At 57.8% G+C, this 18378-nt stretch carries 17 protein-coding genes and 1 riboswitch; of the genes, 10 read left to right on the top strand and 7 right to left on the bottom strand.

Annotation, left to right across the window (positions count from 1 at the left end):
* Positions 1 to 2: 2 nt before the first annotated feature.
* From FAP39_RS05505 to FAP39_RS05485, 5 genes are read right to left on the bottom strand one after another with little or no spacing between them, the layout of a single operon-like run.
* Positions 3 to 632 carry a precorrin-8X methylmutase gene (locus FAP39_RS05505; RefSeq protein WP_138015387.1) on the bottom strand — a complete coding sequence of 210 codons (630 nt, stop codon included), beginning with the start codon at positions 630 to 632 and terminating at the stop codon, positions 3 to 5.
* Positions 632 to 1765, bottom strand: a complete 1134-nt coding sequence (gene cobG, locus FAP39_RS05500) for a precorrin-3B synthase (RefSeq protein WP_138015386.1) — start codon at positions 1763 to 1765, stop codon at positions 632 to 634. Before cobG ends, FAP39_RS05505 begins: the two co-directional genes overlap by 1 nt.
* Entirely contained in the window at positions 1762 to 5058 is a 3297-nt protein-coding gene (gene cobN, locus FAP39_RS05495; RefSeq protein WP_138015385.1) for a cobaltochelatase subunit CobN, read from the bottom strand. Before cobN ends, cobG begins: the two co-directional genes overlap by 4 nt.
* A 5-nt stretch (positions 5059 to 5063) precedes the next feature.
* Positions 5064 to 6101, bottom strand: coding sequence for a cobalamin biosynthesis protein CobW (gene cobW, locus FAP39_RS05490; protein WP_138015384.1), 1038 nt, complete (start codon positions 6099 to 6101; stop codon positions 5064 to 5066).
* Entirely contained in the window at positions 6094 to 6480 is a 387-nt protein-coding gene (locus tag FAP39_RS05485; RefSeq protein ID WP_138015383.1) for a DUF1636 family protein, read from the bottom strand. Before FAP39_RS05485 ends, cobW begins: the two co-directional genes overlap by 8 nt.
* Positions 6481 to 6561: 81 nt before the next feature.
* Positions 6562 to 6776, bottom strand: a riboswitch (cobalamin riboswitch).
* Positions 6777 to 6811: 35 nt separating this feature from the next.
* Here FAP39_RS05485 and FAP39_RS05480 point away from each other — a divergent pair.
* The 6 genes from FAP39_RS05480 (at position 6812) to modC (ending at position 12803) form a co-directional block, all read left to right on the top strand.
* Entirely contained in the window at positions 6812 to 7975 is a 1164-nt protein-coding gene (locus FAP39_RS05480) for an NnrS family protein (protein ID WP_138015382.1), read from the top strand.
* A gap of 81 nt (positions 7976 to 8056) precedes the next feature.
* Positions 8057 to 8674 carry a cob(I)yrinic acid a,c-diamide adenosyltransferase gene (gene cobO, locus FAP39_RS05475; protein ID WP_138015381.1) on the top strand — a complete coding sequence of 206 codons (618 nt, stop codon included), beginning with the start codon at positions 8057 to 8059 and terminating at the stop codon, positions 8672 to 8674.
* Positions 8675 to 8775: 101 nt separating this feature from the next.
* The gene (locus FAP39_RS05470; protein ID WP_138015380.1) at positions 8776 to 10224 is read left to right on the top strand and encodes a cobyric acid synthase; all 1449 of its coding nucleotides are present in this window, start codon (positions 8776 to 8778) and stop codon (positions 10222 to 10224) included.
* Positions 10136 to 11029, top strand: a complete 894-nt coding sequence (gene modA, locus FAP39_RS05465) for a molybdate ABC transporter substrate-binding protein (RefSeq protein WP_246058954.1) — start codon at positions 10136 to 10138, stop codon at positions 11027 to 11029. Before FAP39_RS05470 ends, modA begins: the two co-directional genes overlap by 89 nt.
* Positions 11026 to 11721, top strand: a complete 696-nt coding sequence (modB, locus tag FAP39_RS05460; protein ID WP_138015379.1) for a molybdate ABC transporter permease subunit — start codon at positions 11026 to 11028, stop codon at positions 11719 to 11721. The genes modA and modB overlap by 4 nt, the downstream gene beginning before the upstream one ends.
* Positions 11718 to 12803, top strand: coding sequence for a molybdenum ABC transporter ATP-binding protein (modC, locus tag FAP39_RS05455; RefSeq protein WP_138015378.1), 1086 nt, complete (start codon positions 11718 to 11720; stop codon positions 12801 to 12803). The genes modB and modC overlap by 4 nt, the downstream gene beginning before the upstream one ends.
* Here the strand turns inward: modC and FAP39_RS05450 are convergent.
* The gene (locus FAP39_RS05450; RefSeq protein WP_246058951.1) at positions 12800 to 13780 is read right to left on the bottom strand and encodes a GlxA family transcriptional regulator; all 981 of its coding nucleotides are present in this window, start codon (positions 13778 to 13780) and stop codon (positions 12800 to 12802) included. The two genes, modC and FAP39_RS05450, sit on opposite strands and share 4 nt — an antisense overlap.
* Before the next feature lie 95 nt (positions 13781 to 13875).
* Here FAP39_RS05450 and bcoG point away from each other — a divergent pair, with 95 nt between their 5' ends.
* The 3 genes from bcoG (at position 13876) to FAP39_RS05435 (ending at position 17109) form a co-directional block, all read left to right on the top strand.
* The gene (gene bcoG / locus FAP39_RS05445) at positions 13876 to 14790 is read left to right on the top strand and encodes a 3-dehydrocarnitine:acetyl-CoA trimethylamine transferase BcoG (protein WP_138015376.1); all 915 of its coding nucleotides are present in this window, start codon (positions 13876 to 13878) and stop codon (positions 14788 to 14790) included.
* Positions 14791 to 14872: 82 nt separating this feature from the next.
* Positions 14873 to 16348, top strand: coding sequence for a carnitine 3-dehydrogenase (locus FAP39_RS05440; protein ID WP_138015375.1), 1476 nt, complete (start codon positions 14873 to 14875; stop codon positions 16346 to 16348).
* Positions 16348 to 17109, top strand: coding sequence for an SDR family oxidoreductase (locus tag FAP39_RS05435; protein ID WP_138015374.1), 762 nt, complete (start codon positions 16348 to 16350; stop codon positions 17107 to 17109). The genes FAP39_RS05440 and FAP39_RS05435 overlap by 1 nt, the downstream gene beginning before the upstream one ends.
* Positions 17110 to 17125: 16 nt before the next feature.
* Here FAP39_RS05435 and FAP39_RS05430 read toward each other — a convergent pair whose 3' ends face one another.
* Positions 17126 to 17983: a helix-turn-helix domain-containing protein gene (locus FAP39_RS05430; RefSeq protein ID WP_138015373.1), complete on the bottom strand. Its 858-nt coding sequence runs from the start codon at positions 17981 to 17983 to the stop codon at positions 17126 to 17128.
* A gap of 115 nt (positions 17984 to 18098) precedes the next feature.
* On the opposite strand from FAP39_RS05430, the gene FAP39_RS05425 reads away from it, so the two are divergent.
* Entirely contained in the window at positions 18099 to 18305 is a 207-nt protein-coding gene (locus tag FAP39_RS05425) for a DUF2061 domain-containing protein (RefSeq protein WP_138015372.1), read from the top strand.
* Positions 18306 to 18378: the final 73 nt, after the last annotated feature.

Below are 18378 nucleotides of genomic sequence, written 5' to 3'. Positions count from 1 at the left end.
TGTCATTCCTTGCGGCTGGCGATGGCGTTGATGGCCGCGACGGTGATCGCGGATCCGCCAAGACGGCCTTTGACGATACAGTTTGGCACGGGGTTTGCCTCCCAGAGGGCGTCTTTGGATTCCTGCGCCCCAATAAACCCAACAGGGCAGCCGATGATGGCTGCTGGGCGCGGACAGCTTGGGTCTTCGAGCATGTTCAACAGATGGAACAGCGCGGTCGGGGCATTACCGATCGCGACAATCGCGCCACCAAGTTTGTCCCGCCAAAGCTCGAGGGCCGCGGCCGAGCGGGTGTTGCCCATCTTGGCCGCCATGTCATAGATACCTTCGGCGTGTAGCGTGCATATGATTTCATTGTCTGCAGGAAGACGCGGGCGCGTGACACCTTCTGATACCATGCGCGCATCGCAAAAAATCGGTGCACCGCCTTCCAGTGCTGCGCGTGCGGTGGCCACCATGCCAGGCGAAAAATGCACGTATTCTTCAAGGCCAATCATGCCAGACGCGTGGATCATGCGCACGGCGACCTGTTCTTCGTCTTTTTCAAACCGTGCCAGATTGGCTTCGCGTCGGATGGTGGCAAAGCTCTCGTCATAGATCGCTTGGCCGTTTTTTTCGTATTCATACGGCATCATAAGTCTCCGATGCGGTCAGGCAGGGTGTCTGGGTCAAGATTGAATTGGTCGGGCTCATCCCATGGCAGGCCGTTGCGGACAAGATCAAACTTGCCATCGCGGCCCACAAGGGTGGTTTCACAAATGCGCGGGCGCGCACATCCTTTGGCACACCCAGAGACATGAACCGGACCGCTAGCGGCGCGGGCCAGCTTGCGGGCAAGGCTACGTGTATCGACCGAAGCGCTCTCACAAAAGGGGGCACCGGGGCAGGCGTCCATTCGCAGCAATGGGTCTGCGTCATGGGAGATAAAGCCGGTTGTCGCGGGATGCGTAGCGTTTTCCAGAATAAACAACCGCCACGGTGTGACGCGCAGGGCTGTGGCCTGTGATGCCAGAAAAAGGGACGTGAGGGCCTGTGCCTCGATTTGTCCAAATGCAACGCCATATGCGTGACCTTGGGCCATCAGGCCTGGTGTTGGTTTCTTAGCTGCGCTTGCGGGTTCAAGGTTTTGCCAGGTGTCGGGAAGGGGCACCTTGGTGACATGTTTGGCCATACGTCGGTTTTGTGCCCCGCCGGTGTCACAAAACCACTGGGCCATTTCAATAAGGGCGAGAATTGCTGTATCTTGCGTGATCTTGCGACCGGCCGTTGCACCATCGGCCCGCAGTATCAGGTTGCCGGTTGCTGCGCGCTCAATCCGGAAATCCGCCGAGTCCCCTTGAAGGATCGGCGTTGGACCTGCGTCAATGGCAAACCCCATTTTCGCCGGTAGCTGAGGAAAGTCGGCCAATCTTTGGATCAGATCATGCGCAATGTGTGCGTTGACGTCGCCGTGGTGCCAAAGCGGGGTCACCAAAATATTGCGACGGCCTTCAAGATCGGGATCGTCGTTGAGCAGCCCAAGTTCCAAAAGCCCTGCAAGCAACGCCTCGTGATCACTTGGGCGCACGCCACGGATCTGCAGGTTTGCACGGCTGGTCAAATCAATCAGACCAGACCCATAGGTTGTCGCCAAATCGCAAAGCCCAAGGGCCTGCGTCTGTGTAAGACGCATCATCTGCGGGCGCACGCGCACAATCAAACCATCGCCCGAGATCATGGGATGATACGCCCCAGGGCACCAGCCTTTTGCAGCAGGGCGCGTCATTGGTATGTATCCAGATCGGCCAAAATCGAATTCCGGCGGGTTTGCCAAAGACCCGCTTGGTACAGCGCGGTAAACCGCTCTTTCATCGCGGCCAAGGCTTGCGGATTCTCCTGTTCCAGAAAGGCGACGATGGTGTCATTTCCCAGTGTCGCCTCGTGATAGGCGTCAAACAATTGCGGGGATACGACGTCGGCCAAATGGGCAAAGCTTGCCATGTGATCCAGTGTTGCGGCAATTTCGGCCCCGCCGCGAAACCCGTGGCGCATCATGCCCTCGAGCCAATCCGTGTTGGTCGCGCGGGCATGCACGACCCGTGCAATTTCTTCGCGCAGCGCACGTGCGCGCGGTTGCTGAGGGTCGGTGTTGTCGACGTGATACAGGGCGGCATTGCCCCCCACTCTTGCTTGGGCCGCTGCGAACCCGGCCTCGTGCGAGGCGTAATCGCTGGCCATCAACACATCCGTTTCGGGCATGTCCTGAAGATGTACAAAACCTTCTGCCTGAGAGATCCGCTCGGAAATGGCGGCAAGATTTTGTGTGGCTGTGTCGCCATCCAATGACCACGAACTGGCCTGTAACCAGGCCTGTCCTGCGTCTTGGCGCCCGTCCTCGGAATAGGTTTCCACGCTTGCGCCCATCCCGATGCCATAGCTTCCCGGAGCAGGGCCGAAAACGCGCGCGGCGTCTTGCGCCTGTACAAAGGGGTTCCAATCGGGGGCTTCGTCGCGCTCAGACAACGCGCGAACGGCTTGCGAAAACAACGTCGACAGCGTCGGAAAGACATCGCGGAACAATCCAGATACCCGAAGTGTCACGTCAATGCGGGGGCGATCCAGTAAGGTAATAGGCAAAATTTCGACACCCGACACGCGTTCGCTGCCTTCGTCCCAGACGGGTTTGGCCCCCAACATATGCAGGGCCATGGCAAATTCCTCGCCAGCCGTGCGCATGGTCGCGGACCCCCAAAGATCCACCACCAAGGTTTTGGGGTAATCGCCTTCGTCCTGAAGATGACGGCGCACCAGCTCTTCGGCAAGTTTCACGCCTTGGGCATATGCGGCGCGTGACGGAACCGACCGAGGATCGGTCGTGAACAAATTGCGCCCCGTCGGCAGAACATCTTGCCGTCCGCGATACGGTGAGCCGGATGGTCCTGCCGGAATGCGATGGCCATTCAGCGCAGCAATCAACGCCTGCTTTTCATTTGCGGCAGACGGGCCAATATCAAAACTTCCAGCGATGTCTGGAACGCGCCCATAAACATGCAGGCCGTCGCCAAACTGGCTTTCTTTGATGTCACACACAAAGGTGTCGATGCGCGTCAAAGTTTCAGCGAGCGACGTGGCCTCATTAAGCCCCAGTTCCGCATGAAGCCCCAAAGCCTCGGCTTCGTCGCGAATGTTGTCTTGCAGCCGATCACGACGTTTGGGGTCAAGGCCATCCGCGTTGCTAAACTCATCCAGCAAGGTTTCCAGCCGCGCAAACCTTTGGGGTGTGGCGCTGGCTTTCATTGGGGGCGGCACGTGGCCAAGGGTCAACGCACCGATGCGGCGCTTGGCTTGGGCTGCCTCGCCGGGGTCGTTGACAATAAACGGATAAATGACAGGAAGCGCTGCGGTCAGGGCCTCGGGCCAGCAGGCGTCAGACAGGGCCACCGATTTGCCCGGCAGCCATTCAAGCGTGCCATGCGCGCCCACATGGACAAGCGCATGTGCGCGGTGGGCATGGCGCAACCACAGATAAAACGCGACATAGGCGTGACGCGGTGTGCGCGCCAGATCGTGATATTCTTCGTCGCGTGTTTCCAGCATGCCGCGTTCTGGCTGCAGGGCCACAAGCGCATTGCCGCGCCGTGTTGCGACGAATTGAAAATGCCCGTCCAAAACATCTGGGTCGTCCTGTGGGGCGCCCCATGCTGCGGTCAGGGCATCTTGTAACGCTTGGGGCAAGGTTTTCAGGGCGACGCGATAGGCCTCCAAGGACCATTCCAGCCGATCCGTTTCCAAAGCGTCCGCCAACGGCCCGGCGGTGTCGATTGCGTACCCGTCTTGGGCAAGATCACTTAGGATCGCGTCGGACGACGCCAACGCATCAAGCCCGACCGCATGCGCCATCTGCCATGTTTTTCCGGGATAGGTCGACAATACCAGAACGGGGCGTTTGTCACAGCTAGGTATCTGGGCAAGAGCCACCCAACCACACACATGATCGACAATCGCACGGATGCGGTCGGGATGCGGCGTATGGGCCAGTCGGGTGAACTGTAAATCAGTATCCGCTGTGCCTGCTTCTTTGAAAGAGGCCACGCCCGCAAACAAGCGCCCGTCGACTTCGGGCAATACAACGTGCATGGCCAGATCCGCGGGGGAGAGCCCGCGTTCTGCCGTCTGCCATGCGTTTGTGTCCGAGGTCGCAAGGGCCACCTGAAAGACAGGGGCGTCTGTGGCGTCAAGCGGCGAGGAGCCATCCTTGCCTTTGCCTGAAAACGATGTCGCATTCACAATCGCGGCAGGGCGCAGGTGTTCCAGCTGGGTTTTGATGAATTTGCGCGCACTCGGGGCCTTGAGCGATGGCCCAAACAGACCAATCACGTCAAATCCACGTGCACGAAACGCTGCAAACAGGGCTTCGATTGGGGCCATGTCAGCGGCAGTTAAATAGGCGCGGTAAAACGTGATCGCAATCAGCGTCAGGTCTGTGTTGCGCACCGCATCGGGATCACACACGCCGGTTTCCGGCGTCCAGCCGCCTTGATCGGGCAAGGTTTTGGCACCCGCAACCGGACTGGCATATAGACCTGCGGCCAACGACAGTTGCGCCAAAGCAGCTTGTGCGGCGATGGCCCCGCCGGTGTCACACAGATGCGATAACCGATGCAGCGTGCTGGCCGGAAGTGTCGAAACCTCATCCAATCGCGGATCAGGCCGCCCGTCAGCAGGCAAGACCGCCAGCGCGATCCCACGATCCCGACACAGCCGTTCCACCTGCTGAATGCCATAGGACCAATAGGAAATTCCGCCAATCAGGCGGATCAAAATGGCTTTGGCACCTTCAAGCGTTTGCTCGATATAAGTGTCCACCGAGAGCGGGTGTTTGAGCTGGGTCAGATTGGCAAGGCGCAACGTGGCCAATTTGCCTGTCGCGCCAGAGTTCGCCCGATGCCATCCTGCCGCGAAAGCCCCAAGATCACTGTCGGAAAACGACAACACCACAAGATCCGCTGGGCTTTGGCCCAGATCGGTCGGTGTTTCGGTCTCTTCGAGGCCATGACTTTCGCGAAAGATGACATGCATGGGGTTTAATCAACCAATGCCTTGCGGATCGCTTCTTCGTTTACGTCGTGATGCTCTGCAATCACGACCACGCGGCCCTGACGTGCCTCATCCGGCGCCCAAGGGCGGTCAAACTGGTGGCGCACGCGTGCGCCAACGGCCTGTACCAACAGGCGCATGGGTTTGCCTTGAACTGCTGCGTACCCTTTGAGACGCAAGATGTTTTGTGTTTTGGCAAGGGTTTCGATTTTGGCCGCCAGTGTCGCGGCATCCACTTGCTCGGGCAGATCAATAACGACGCTTTCGAAATCATCGTGTTCGTGATCGTCTGCACCATCATGGTGTGACGGACGGTTGTCGATATCGTCTTCGGCGGCTGCATTCAGGCCCAAGATAATGCGCGGATCGACGACACCCTCGGCGACTTCGACTACGGGGAGAGGGCGGGGGGCTTCGGCCGCAACAACGGCTTTGGCTTTGGCAACACCGTCTGGGCCAGCCAGATCAGGTTTGGTCAACAGTACAATATCGGCACAGCTGATCTGGTCTTCAAAGACTTCCGACAACGGGGTCTCGTGATCCAGACTATCGTCGGCAAGGCGCTGGGCATCCACCGCCGCTACGTTTGGCGCGAAGCGGCCATCGGCCACGGCTTCGGCATCGGCCAGCGCAATCACGCCATCGACGGTGATTTTCGAGCGAATATCAGGCCAGTCAAACGCCTTGAGCAATGGCTTGGGCAGGGCCAGACCAGAGGTTTCGATCAGAATGTGTTCGGGGCGCGGATCCAGCGCCATCAAAGCCTCGATGGTGGGAATAAAGTCGTCCGCCACGGTGCAGCAGATACAGCCATTGGCCAGCTCGAGAATGTTTTCCGCAGGGCAATCGGGGATTGCACAAGATTTCAAAATCTCGCCATCCACACCGACATCGCCGAATTCGTTCACGATCACCGCCAGACGTTTGCCCTGGGGGTTTTGCATAAGCTGACGGATCAGCGTCGTTTTGCCGGATCCCAAAAAGCCGGTGATCACGGTGACAGGGAGTTTAGACAGATCAGACATTTGGAATCTCCAGCGGCGGAATGCGCGCAATACAGTTTTTACGGAAGTGAACCGAGCGTTCGCGCCAAGGCACAAGCCCGTCATGGGTTGCGGCATATTTGGTGATGCCGTCATGAATCAATGCGGTGTCTTCAGGGCCGGTGAAATTGCCATAGACATATGTCCAGCGATCCGTGCCGCCACGTACAACAATCGAACAGCCACTGTCACAGTTTGAGAGGCATTCGACGGCTTTGACAGTTACGTTTTCAGGCCAATCTTGAGCCTGCAGCGCATTTTCAAGCAGTGTCCCCGGGCGTGGGCCCTCAATATCTGTGGATTGCCCCGCCCGACAGGTGGTACAGACCAAGAGTTCTACGGGCACAGTATTGTCGGCCATTTCATCTTCCCATATCGGGAACGGGGAAGATGACGGGGCGCAAGATGGCGCTGACCCGACACCGGAGTCACCCCGTCCGGTTTACGTCTTTTGGCGCTGGCAGGTCTCCCGGCTTGCGGATTTAGGCACAGTTGTCTGTCCCTGTGGCGACCCCGCCTTCCCGGATGAAACCAGTGGCAATGGGCAACCTCTCCGGTCACGGTCGCGGGGGCGGCTGCGCTTAAGGATACATCTGATCCCCATCGCATTCCCTATTCACCTATCATAGGATAGGCACCAGCGCGCTCAAGTGAGCCAGAGCACCATAGTTTGTCAAGCAGGAGAGGCCACGTTGGCACGCAATACAGCCGGTTTCGACCAGGTTTGGCCCAATAGCGGCATTTGGGGTGCATCTTTTCGCGTTATGTTTGCCCTTGCTGCCCTGTGGTCTGCGGTCTGTGTGGCGCTTTGGCGGTGGGGCGTGGTCGTCTGGCCGAATCTTGACCTGTCGCTCCAGTGGCACATTCACGAGATGACTTTTGGTTTCGGGGGCGCGGCAGTGGCAGGGTATTTGCTGACCGCTTGCAGCAGCTGGACCGGGCGGGCACCCGTGTCGGGATGGCCGTTGTGGGGGCTTGTGGCTTTGTGGCTGGCGACGCGTCTTGGGCTTGTGATCCCTCAGGTGCCGCCTTGGTGGGCACCGATGACCTCGCTGGGATACTTTTGGTGGATGGCGGCCTTGCTGTGCGTCGAAGCGCACAGGGGCGGCAAAAGCTGGCGTCCGGTATTCATCGTGTTTTGCCTGATGGCGGGTGTGGGCTCTGCTGTTTGGATTCTGCGGGTGACCTCTAATGTAGGCGTGCCGAGCATGGCGCCCATTCTGATGTTTGCGTTACTTGCCAGTGTTGTTGGCCTGCGCATGGTGCCCGCATTCTTGCAACAGGCGGCTGTCCGTATGGGGCACAGGGTGCGTGCCCAATCCCGATCTGAATATTTGTTTGTTATTCTGCTCATAGTGATCTCGGGGGGGCTTCTGGTCGTTGGGTACACAACTGTTGCGGGGGTGGTGTTCTTCGCATCGGGTATCGGAATGCTTCGCCAGCTAGGGTCCTGGTCCCTGCGCCCCTCTCTGAGCGATAGCCTTTTGTTCATGCTGGTGCTGGGGGTGCTGTGGTTGGCAACAGGTGCCTTGATGCTTGGTGGTTTTCTGATGGTGGGCCGCTTTTCGGGGTCCGTGGTGGCGCATGCCCTGATGATGGGGGCTATGGGCGGGCTCATTATGGGGGTGTCTGCGCGGGCCTTTGCGCGGCGTACCGATCAGGGGTTAAAGGCGCGGTATGGCACCCTCATAGCCTTTAGCCTTGTTACGGCCGCAACAGTGGCACGGCTCGCGCAGGCTCTGGATTTGGCGGCTGGCCTTTGGTGTGCAGGGTGGGGGCTGTATCTGATTGTGATCTTGCCACATCTCTTTGGGCCTGTGCCGCGTCCGGTGTTTAGCGGCGCACGCGAGACCTGAGATGTCGCAGGATGGCTTGTGCTTGGGCGAGGCCTGTGGTTTCGTGCCGAAAATTTTGCGCGAACCCGTCAGAGGCCCATCATGAGCGACAGCATCGACCAAAACACCCGTCACACTGAAAAGATGAAAAAAATCAAGGCCGCACGTGATCGTCTGATGGCGACAAAAACCGAGAAAAAGGGCCTGATCATGGTCCACACCGGGCCGGGCAAAGGCAAATCCAGCTCCGGGTTTGGGATGATTATGCGCTGTATTGCCCACGGAATGCCTGTGGCGGTTGTGCAATTCATCAAAGGCGCGATGGCCACCGGGGAACGGGCGTTTCTTGAGCAGCATTTCCAGAACGAGGTGAAATTTCACGTCTCTGGAGAAGGATTCACATGGGAGACCCAAGACCGTGCGCGTGACATTGCCAAAGCCCAAGCAGGTTGGGAGTTGGCCAAAGAATTGATCCGCGATCCCGCCAATCAGTTTGTATTTTTGGATGAGATCAATATCGCCCTGCGTAACGACTATTTGGATATTGACGAGGTCGTCGAGTTCTTGCTGACGGAGAAACCCGACATGACCCACGTTCTTTTGACGGGCCGGAATGCCAAGCCGGAACTGATCGAAGCCGCAGACCTCGTGACCGAAATGACGTTGGTCAAACATCCGTTTCGTGATGGGATCAAGGCACAGGCTGGTATTGAATTCTAGGGCCGATCAACATCTACATAATTGATTTTCAATGAAAATCGGTTCTGCAACACGCGGGTAAAAACGGGTGTCCCTGACATCCCGGCCCAACAGGAGCACGCATGTCCAAGGCAATTATGATCCAAGGCACGGGTTCGAACGTCGGCAAGTCCATGCTGGTTGCTGGATTGTGTCGTGCTGCCTTGAAACGGGGACTTTCCGTGGCACCTTTCAAGCCACAAAATATGTCGAACAATGCGGCTGTGACCTCGGACGGGGGGGAAATTGGCCGCGCCCAAGCCTTGCAGGCGCTGGCCTGCCGACTGCCAAGCGTGGTTGACATGAACCCGGTCTTGTTGAAGCCAGAGACCGATGTCGGCTCGCAGGTGATCGTGCAGGGCAAGCGCCTTTGTACGGTTAAGGCGCGCGAATATGCGGCCCTGAAACCCCAGCTTATGGCGCATGTCCTAACCAGCTTTGAGCGCTTGAAAACAGCGCATGACCTCGTGATTGTCGAAGGCGCCGGATCGCCCGCCGAAGTGAACCTGCGGCAAGGTGATATTGCCAATATGGGCTTTGCCGAGGCTGCGAATGTGCCGGTGATCCTTGCGGGGGACATCGATCGTGGTGGGGTGATCGCGCAACTTGTGGGCACCCAAGCGGTGATTTCACCCGAAGACGAAGACCGTATTGTCGGTTTCATGGTGAACAAGTTTCGTGGTGACCCAACATTGTTTGACGACGGCTATGCGTTGATTGAACAGCGAACGGGATGGCGCGGGTTTGGAGTGCTGCCGTATTTTGCCGAAGCATGGAAATTGCCAGCCGAAGATGCACTGGATATCAAGGATGCACGATCCGGCAACGGTTTGAACATTGTGTGCCTTGGATTGTCGCGCATCGCGAATTTTGACGACCTTGATCCATTGGCCCAAGAAGACAATGTGAACCTGACCATGTTGCGCGCAGGCCAGCCGATCCCCGGCAACACCGATGTGGTGATTATCCCCGGCAGCAAATCTACGCGCGGCGATCTGGCGTTTCTCAAGACACAAGGCTGGGATATTGATCTTGCGGCCCACGTGCGGCGCGGGGGGCATGTGTTGGGGATTTGCGGCGGCTATCAAATGCTTGGTGCGCGTGTATGCGATCCACAAGGTATCGAAGGCCCAGCCGGAGATACAGCTGGCCTTGGGTTGTTGGATCTCGAGACGGTGATGACCGCTGATAAAAGACTGACCGAGACCTCGGCCACGCATGTCGCCAGCGGACAGACCTTTGGCGGATACGAAATCCATATCGGGCGGACCGAAGGCCCAGATCGGGCGCGGCCCTTTGCAACCGTGGCTCATGCGGATGAAGGGGCCACAAGCCCGAATGGCCGCATTTCGGGAAGCTATCTGCATGGCATGTTTCGCGATGACGGGTTTCGCAGGGCTTGGTTGGCACAGTTCGGGGCGGTGTCTGGGTCACAGGGATACGATGAAGCAGTGGAACGCGTTCTGGACCAACTGGCAGATCACATGGAAACGCATATGGACGTCGCGGGGCTGTTGGGGTTGGCACGCTGACTTTGCGGTTGCGGCGCTGCGCGCTGCGCGCAATAGTTCGCACATGAATGTCCTGCGACAACTTTTGGGGGTGGTTTTCGGAGTGGCGGTTGGGCTTGCAAGCGCGCCGTCTCTTGCGGGGGAGGTGACCGTGTTCGCCGCCTCGAGCTTGAAAACCGCCTTGGACGAAATCGCGGTACAATGGCAAACTTCCAGCGGGCATACCATGCGCGTGTCTTATGCAGGAAGTTCGGCACTTGCGCGCCAAATTCAACAAGGGGCGCCTGCGGACATCTTTGTCTCGGCCAATGTGGATTGGATGGATGTGCTGGACCAGCAAGGCCTGCTTCGGGATAATTCACGTCGCGATCTGTTGGGCAACCGGTTGGTCTTGATCGGAACAGATCCTACACCTGCCGCCTTGGTCTCGGATGATATTCTCGACCGCCTTGATGGGGGACCGCTGGCCATGGCGATGGTGTCTGCTGTGCCCGCAGGGATATACGGTGTTCAGGCGTGGACAGCGTTGCACATATGGGATGATCTAAAGCCACATGTGGCCCAGACAGACAACGTGCGGTCTGCGCTGGCGCTGGTCGCTTTGGGCGAAGCCAATCTGGGGGTTGTATATGCCAGTGATGTGGTCGCCAGCTCGGATATTCACGTCGTGGCGTCGTTCCCTCAAACGCTGCATGATCCGATCATCTATCCTGTAGCGCGGGTCAGCGAAAATCCCCTGAACATCTCTGCGATGACGTTTCTCGCGGGGGCAGCGGCCACAGAGATTTTCCGCAAAAACGGGTTCACCGTTCTGGGGGGGCAATGAGCTGGCTGGGGCCTGATGGATGGACAGCGGTGTTGCTGTCTCTCAAGGTGTCGTTCTGGGCGGTGTTTCTAAGCTTGCCCTTTAGTATTGCCATCGCATGGATTTTGGCACGCAAAGACTTTGTCGGAAAACAGGTGGTGAACGGTCTCGTGCACCTGCCGTTGATTTTGCCACCGGTTGTGACGGGATATATCCTGTTGATGATACTGGGGCGCAATGCGCCCGTCGGGGCGTTTCTAGAGCAGTACTTGGGCATCGTGGTCGCTTTTCGCTGGACGGGCGCTGCGGTGGCGGCGGCGGTAATGGCCTTTCCCCTAACTGTGCGGGCAATTCGATTGGCAATCGAGGCTGTTAATCCCGGTCTGGAGGATGCCGCAAGCACGCTTGGGGCATCGCGTGTGCGTGTGTTCTTTACGATTACCTTGCCGCTGATTGTGCCGGGGATCATCGCAGGTGTTGTGATGGGCTTTGCCAAGGCTATGGGGGAATTTGGCGCGACCATCACGTTTGTCTCGGCGATTCCGGGGCGCACACAAACCTTGCCGTCTGCGATCTATGGACAGCTTCAGGTGCCGGGCGGCGAGGATTTGGCCCTGCGGTTGGTTCTTGTGTCTGTCGTCGTGGCGATGGCGGCTTTGGTTGTGTCCGAGGTGGTGTCGCGCCGCGTGGCACGCAGGATCGCAGGACAATGAGTTTTTCGGTTTCCATACGCCACCGAATGGGTGGGTTTTCGCTGGATGTTGCCTTTGATGCGCCAAAAGGTGTGACGGCCTTGTTTGGTCGATCCGGCACCGGCAAAACAACGGTGGTCAATGCCGTCGCAGGATTGCTCAAGCCTGATGCGGGATATGCGCGCATTGATGACGTCACATTGTTTGACCAAGCCGCAGGTATATGGTTGCCAGTGCACAAGCGCCGTTTGGGGTATGTGTTCCAAGACGCGCGATTATTTCCGCATATGACGGTAGAAGAAAACCTTGCCTATGGGGCCAAGGCGCAACGCCGTGACATGAGCAAGGCGCAAAAAGACCGTGTCATTGATTTGTTAGGGATTGGGGATTTGCTGGCGCGCAGACCCGCGCGTCTGTCAGGGGGCGAAAAACAGCGGGTGGCGATTGGGCGTGCCCTTTTGGCTGATCCCAAACTGCTTTTGCTGGATGAACCATTGGCCGCTTTGGATGAAGCGCGCAAAGCCGAGATTTTGCCATTCCTTGAGCGCCTTAGAGACGACGCGCAGATTCCGATCCTATACGTGAGCCATTCGATTGCCGAAGTGGCGCGTTTGGCGACCACCGTTGTGGTGCTTGAAGGCGGCCGTGTCGCGCGCGCCGGGGCGATGGCCGATGTGCTGTCTGATCCTGATGCGGTGTCGGCGCTGGGCGTGCGGGATGCTGGGGCCGTTCTTGCGGCCAAGCTGGTCGCACATCACGCCGACGGCCTGAGCGAGCTGACCACATGTGGCGGGGCGCTCTTGCTGCCGGGGGTTCAAGCCGAAATCGGAATCCACATGCGGGTGCGCATTCGGGCGCAAGATGTGATTCTGTCGCGATCTGCCCCCCAAGGCCTGTCCGCGTTGAATGTGCTCAAGGGCAAAATTGTATCTATGCGTCAGGGGGCGGGGCCGGGGGTGATGGTGCGTATTGCCTGCGCAGACGAACACATTCTGGCGCGGATCACGCGACGCTCGGCGGTGGCGATGGGGCTGCAAAATGGCGACGAGATTTTCGCAATTATCAAATCGGTCTCGGTCGCTCAGGGGGATGTTGGCGGCTAGGGTGCGCCAAAGTTTCGCTCTGGTGGTGCTGCGCTGCGCACAGACCTGACAGAATTTCCATGTATCCGGCGAAACGCGCGGGAAAAGCTGGTTTGTGACGAAAACCCAGTCGCAAGCGCGATCTCTTGCACGGGCATGTCGGTATCTGTCGCAAGACGCAACGCTTCGTTCAGGCGCACCCGCAGATAATAAGCATGCGGTGACATATCCAAGTGATTTGAAAATCGTTGTTCAAGGCTACGCACTGACAGGCTTACTTGGCGTGCGATTTCGCCAATCGACAGAGGCACGTCGATGGTTTGACTCATAATGTTCAAAGCCCGTGCAATTTGCGGATTGCGGCGTATCGGATCAGCCGGGGCGCTTGGGCGCTGGGGTCCTGCGGCCAGCGGGTCGTACAGAAAGGCACTGGCAACCCGATCTGCAAGGGGGCGACCAAAACGTTCGGCGATCAAAAATAGCATCATATCAAGGCCGGGGGCCGCGCCACCTGACGTTGCAAACGGGGGGCTGATGACAAATCTGTCCTTGCGGGTGTCAATTTGCGGAAACCGCGTCGCAAAAGCATCCAAATCTTCCCAATGTGTCGTCGCCACATGACCATCCAGCAATCCGGCTTGGGCAAGAAGCCACGGCGCGCCATCAATCGCTGCGATGACGGCACCTGACTTGCAAAGCCTGCGCAAGCTGGACAGCAATCGGGGGGTTGCGTGATCTTCCAATCCGAATCCGGCCACCAACAGCAAGAGATCGCACCGCGCGAGCGAGGCGATGGGGGGACCTTGAATAAGAGGACCGCTGGTAAGTTGGGCAGGGTCGCCTGACGCCGTGTAAAACGTCCAGTCAAACAATGTGCTCCCCGAACGTCGGTTGGCCGCGCGCATCGGATCGACTGCTGCCGCAAAGCTCAGCGTGTTGCACTGGTCAAAAACAAGCACCGCAGTCTCCAACGGGGTCGACTTTGGAAAAAAGCTCATTTTTGCGGTTTCTGACATATATCATTCGTAAAAGGTAAAGTTGAGTATTTCAAGAACGGGAATACTTGGGTCAACAAGAAACGAGGAATCACCCCATGCCTTTGCAAATGTCCCAAGACGTGTTCATCACCTGTGCTGTGACCGGATCTGGCAGCACCCAAGACCGCAGCCCCCATGTGCCCCGATCCCCAGAGCAAATTGCCGACAGCGCCATTGCGGCCGCCAAAGCTGGTGCCGCGATTGTGCATTGCCACGTCAGAGACCCTGAAACTGGCGTGCCAAGCCGAGATTTGGGGTTATACCGCGAGGTGACCGATCGCATACGGGCATCTGATACGGATGTGGTTCTGAACCTCACAGCGGGAATGGGGGGCGACATCGTGTTTGGGGATGTCGAACAGCCGCTTCCGGTCAAGCAAGGCACGGATATGGTGGGGGCCAGCGAACGAATGGCGCATATTGCCGAGTGCCGGCCCGAGATTTGCACGTTGGACTGTGGCACCATGAACTTTGCCGAGGCCGATTATGTCATGACCAATACGCCCGGGATGTTGCGCGCAATGGGCCAGATGATGACGGACCTTGGTGTGAAACCTGAAATCGAAGCCTTTGACACGGGGCATCTCTGGTTTGCGACGCAATTGGTCAAAGAAGGCGTTCTAACATCGCCCGCACTGGTTCAGCTGTGCATGGGCGTGCCGTGGGGCGCGCCGAACGATTTGAATACATTCATGGCCATGGTGAACAATGTGCCAAGCGACTGGGATTGGTCGGCATTTTCGCTTGGGCGGGATCAAATGGCCTATGTGGCGGCGTCGGTTCTGGCGGGTGGCAATGTGCGCGTTGGGTTGGAAGACAACTTGTGGCTGGGCAAAGGCGAGTTGGCCGAGAACTATCAATTGGTTGCGCGTGCCAGAACCATCATCGAAGCCATGGGCGCAAAGGTGATGGGGCCGGAACAGGTGCGCGAGAAACTTGGTCTGACCAAGCAATCGCCTGTCACGATGTAAGGTGATCTGACGGGCGATCCCCCGAGGCAATTTCAGTGGCCAGAGGCCGACCTCTGATCCAACCAACAAGCGAGACACGACTATGAGCAACACAGCAGCAATCATTGGCGGCGGCGTTATTGGCGGTGGATGGGCCGCGCGGTTCCTTTTGAACGGATGGGATGTGCGGGTGTTTGACCCTGATCCCGAAGCCCAGCGAAAAATCGGTGAGGTGTTGGACAACGCCCGCCGGTCCATGCCGGGGCTCAGTGACACCGCACTGCCGCAGGAAGGACGCCTCAGCTTTCACGACACGATGTCCGAAGCGGTTCAGGGCGCGGAATGGATTCAAGAGAGCGTGCCCGAGCGCCTTGAGCTGAAACATAAAGTGTATCAAACGCTTCAGGCCGATTGTTCGGAAACTGCGGTGATCGGATCATCCACATCGGGGTTCAAGCCCAGTGAATTGCAAGATTGTGCCACGCGACCCGAACAAATCGTGGTCACACACCCGTTTAATCCTGTGTATCTTTTACCGCTGATCGAGCTTGTCCCGACAGAAAAAAATAGTGCCGATCTGATCGCGCGCGCCAAAGCGACTCTCACCGCGTTGGGCATGTATCCTCTGCATGTAAAAAAGGAAATCGACGCACATATTGCGGATCGCTTTCTCGAGGCGGTCTGGCGCGAGGCGCTGTGGTTGGTCAAAGACGGAATCGCCACCACCGAAGAAATTGACGAAGCCATCCGGATGGGCTTTGGCATTCGCTGGGCGCAAATGGGGTTGTTCGAAACCTACCGCGTGGCAGGCGGCGAGGCGGGCATGAAGCACTTCATGGCCCAATTCGGCCCGTGTTTGAAATGGCCTTGGACCAAGTTGATGGATGTCCCCGAGTTTACCGACGAGTTGGTCGACCTGATCGCGGGTCAGTCAGACGCGCAATCGGGCCAGCATTCTATTCGCGAGCTCGAGCGTATTCGCGACAACAACCTTGTGTCCATGATGCGTGCCCTCAAGGCGCAAAATTGGGGCGCGGGTGCTGTGATGAATGCACATGATGTCCGGCTCTCTGCCGAGGCAGGTATGGTGCGCCATGCTTCTGACATCACAGACGCAACCCAGCCGATCACCACCGTCCGTCGCGCGGTGCCGGTGGATTGGCTTGATTACAATGGTCACATGACCGAAAGCCGCTATTTGCATGCATTTGCCGATGCGTCGGACCGGTTGATGGAAATTATCGGATGTGATCAGGACTATATCGCGACGGGGGGCAGCTTTTTTACCGCCGAAACCCATATTCGCCACATAGACGAGACACATCTGGGCGCGCGTATCGAAGTGCACACACGTGTCTTGATGGCCGAAGGTAAAAAAATGCACCTTTGGCACGAAATGTACGCGGGGGATACCTTGCTGGCCACAGCCGAACATATCTTGATCCACGTCAGCCTTGAAACCCGCCGCCCTGCGCCGTTTAGCCCAGAAATTGCGGCCAATTTGGAGATGATTTGCAAGGCGCAATCCGGCCTTGAGGCCCCCGAAGGCGTTGGGCGTTATGTTGGAGCACCTCGGTGATGCCGCGGGTTTTAATTACCGCGGGTGGCGCGGGCATCGGGCGCGCCATGGGGCACGCATTTGACGCTGCAGGTTATGATGTCTGGGTCAGTGATCTGAACGCGCAGGCCCTGTCGCAAGTTCCTTCGCATTGGCGCACCAGCCACGTGGACGTGATCAACGAAGATCAGATGGCAGCCCTGTTTGAGGACATCTCGAATGACTGGGGCGGACTTGATGTGCTTTGTGCAAATGCGGGCGTGGCAGGCCCTACAGCCGCTGTCGAAGACATCCAGCTTGAGGAGTGGCAGGCGTGTGTCAGCGTCAATCTGGATGGGGCATTTCTGGCCGTCAAATACGGGGTGCCGATGATGAAGGCGGCCAAATCCGGCGCCATTGTCATGACGTCGTCGACCGCTGGTCAGTATGGGTATCCCAATCGAGCACCTTATTGTGCGGCGAAATGGGCGGTCATCGGATTGGCCAAGACCTTGGCGATGGAATTGGGCACCTTTGATGTGCGGTGCAATGTGATCTGCCCCGGGTCTGTGATTGGCGATCGTATGGAAGGGGTGTTGCAACGCGAGGCTCAAGCCAAAGGCATGACGCGCGATCAGGTATACCAAGGCTATGCCTCGGGCACATCTTTGGGACGCTTTGTCGAGGCGTCCGAAGTCGCGGACATGGCGGTTTTCCTAAGTGGGCCAGCCTCTGGGGCTATATCCGGTCAGGTGATCGCCGTTGACGGTCATACGGTCAACCCCGATCCCAAGGCGGATTGATTTGATGGGCTGTGCCCTAAAGCACGTCCCGTAACGTGTCTACGTGGTTGGGAATTTCGCGCGCAGAAACGCTTGCTTGGCGCACCAGAGTGTCGAAATGTGTGCTAAAGCTTTGCACCCGCTCTGTGTCGCGAAAGGCCAAGTAGTTGCGGCCGGAATATAGCACCGCGAGCAGCGGACCAAAAACGGTGACAGGTGCGGAAAACAGCTGTCGTGCATCAAACAGATACACGCGCATGCGTGGATATAGCTGGGTTGTCAGGGTGCTGAGGTGATCAAGCTGTCGGCGTCGTAAGTCTTTGGGCAATCCCTCATAATACCCTGACCCCGATGCAAAGCTCTGGAGTTCGTGCAGCGGAAGCGCAATTTCATAGTCCGACTGGCTGGCGCGCATCCAGTTCAGACGATCTTCGGATGCGCCAATCGCTTGATCCGTGGTGCGCCCAAGGTGGGGGGTGTATTCCCACTCGAGGATTTCTTTGGTCTTCAGCATGTCGGGCATGCCGGCAGGGACGTGGCGAATTTTGTATCCGGCGGCTTCTAGATGCCAACCGAAAATATGTTCGTCGACCAAGGCACGCGGTGCTTCGGTTAATGTGAGGGAGTTGGCCAGAATGTCGGCGGCATTTTCGGGCCTGTCGGTCAAAGACAACAACCAGTCTGCTGAGACGCCCAAGGCCGACGCGCATTCCCCGACAACCTGTGCGTTGGGCAGGCGCGCGCCTGTGTCTTTCAAAAGCTGGGAAATCGTAGACCGATCCACCCCGATTGTCCGCGCGAGGGCACTTTGGGACATGGCGCGGTCTTGCAGCGCGACACCAAGCCTTTGGCGAAACCGATCAGCCCGCACACGTTTGTCGACTATTTTGCTCATATGGTGACAAATATCACAGATGATTGATTTTGTGAATTATTCTCTGAATTCCGAAAAAGGGAATATGCAGATAAGAAAGAAGGCGAACCTCCCATATTGCAAGGTGCAAACATTAATGGAAACGCGTCGGCGATCGCTTCTTAAGGCATTGATATGGAATGCAATTGGTTTGGCAACCATGGGGGCCGTCGGATTTATCGCGACCGGGTCGCTTGCCGTCGGGGGACAGATGGCGCTGATAAATACCGCCGTGGGGCTTTCGCTGTATCTGGTGTACGAACGCATTTGGGCCAACATCGGCTGGGGACGCAAGACCCCCTGAGGTTTTGCACGGCTGGTCCTGGTTTATGACTGACAGGGCGTAACGGGCTGGTGTTCTGAACCTGCGGTGGGCA

Origin of the sequence: Shimia litoralis, assembly GCF_005518135.1 — a bacterium.
GTDB lineage: Bacteria > Pseudomonadota > Alphaproteobacteria > Rhodobacterales > Rhodobacteraceae > Shimia_E > Shimia_E litoralis.
The sequence above is the reverse complement of the archived record's forward strand: the minus strand, read 5'-3'. Positions and strand labels throughout refer to the sequence as shown.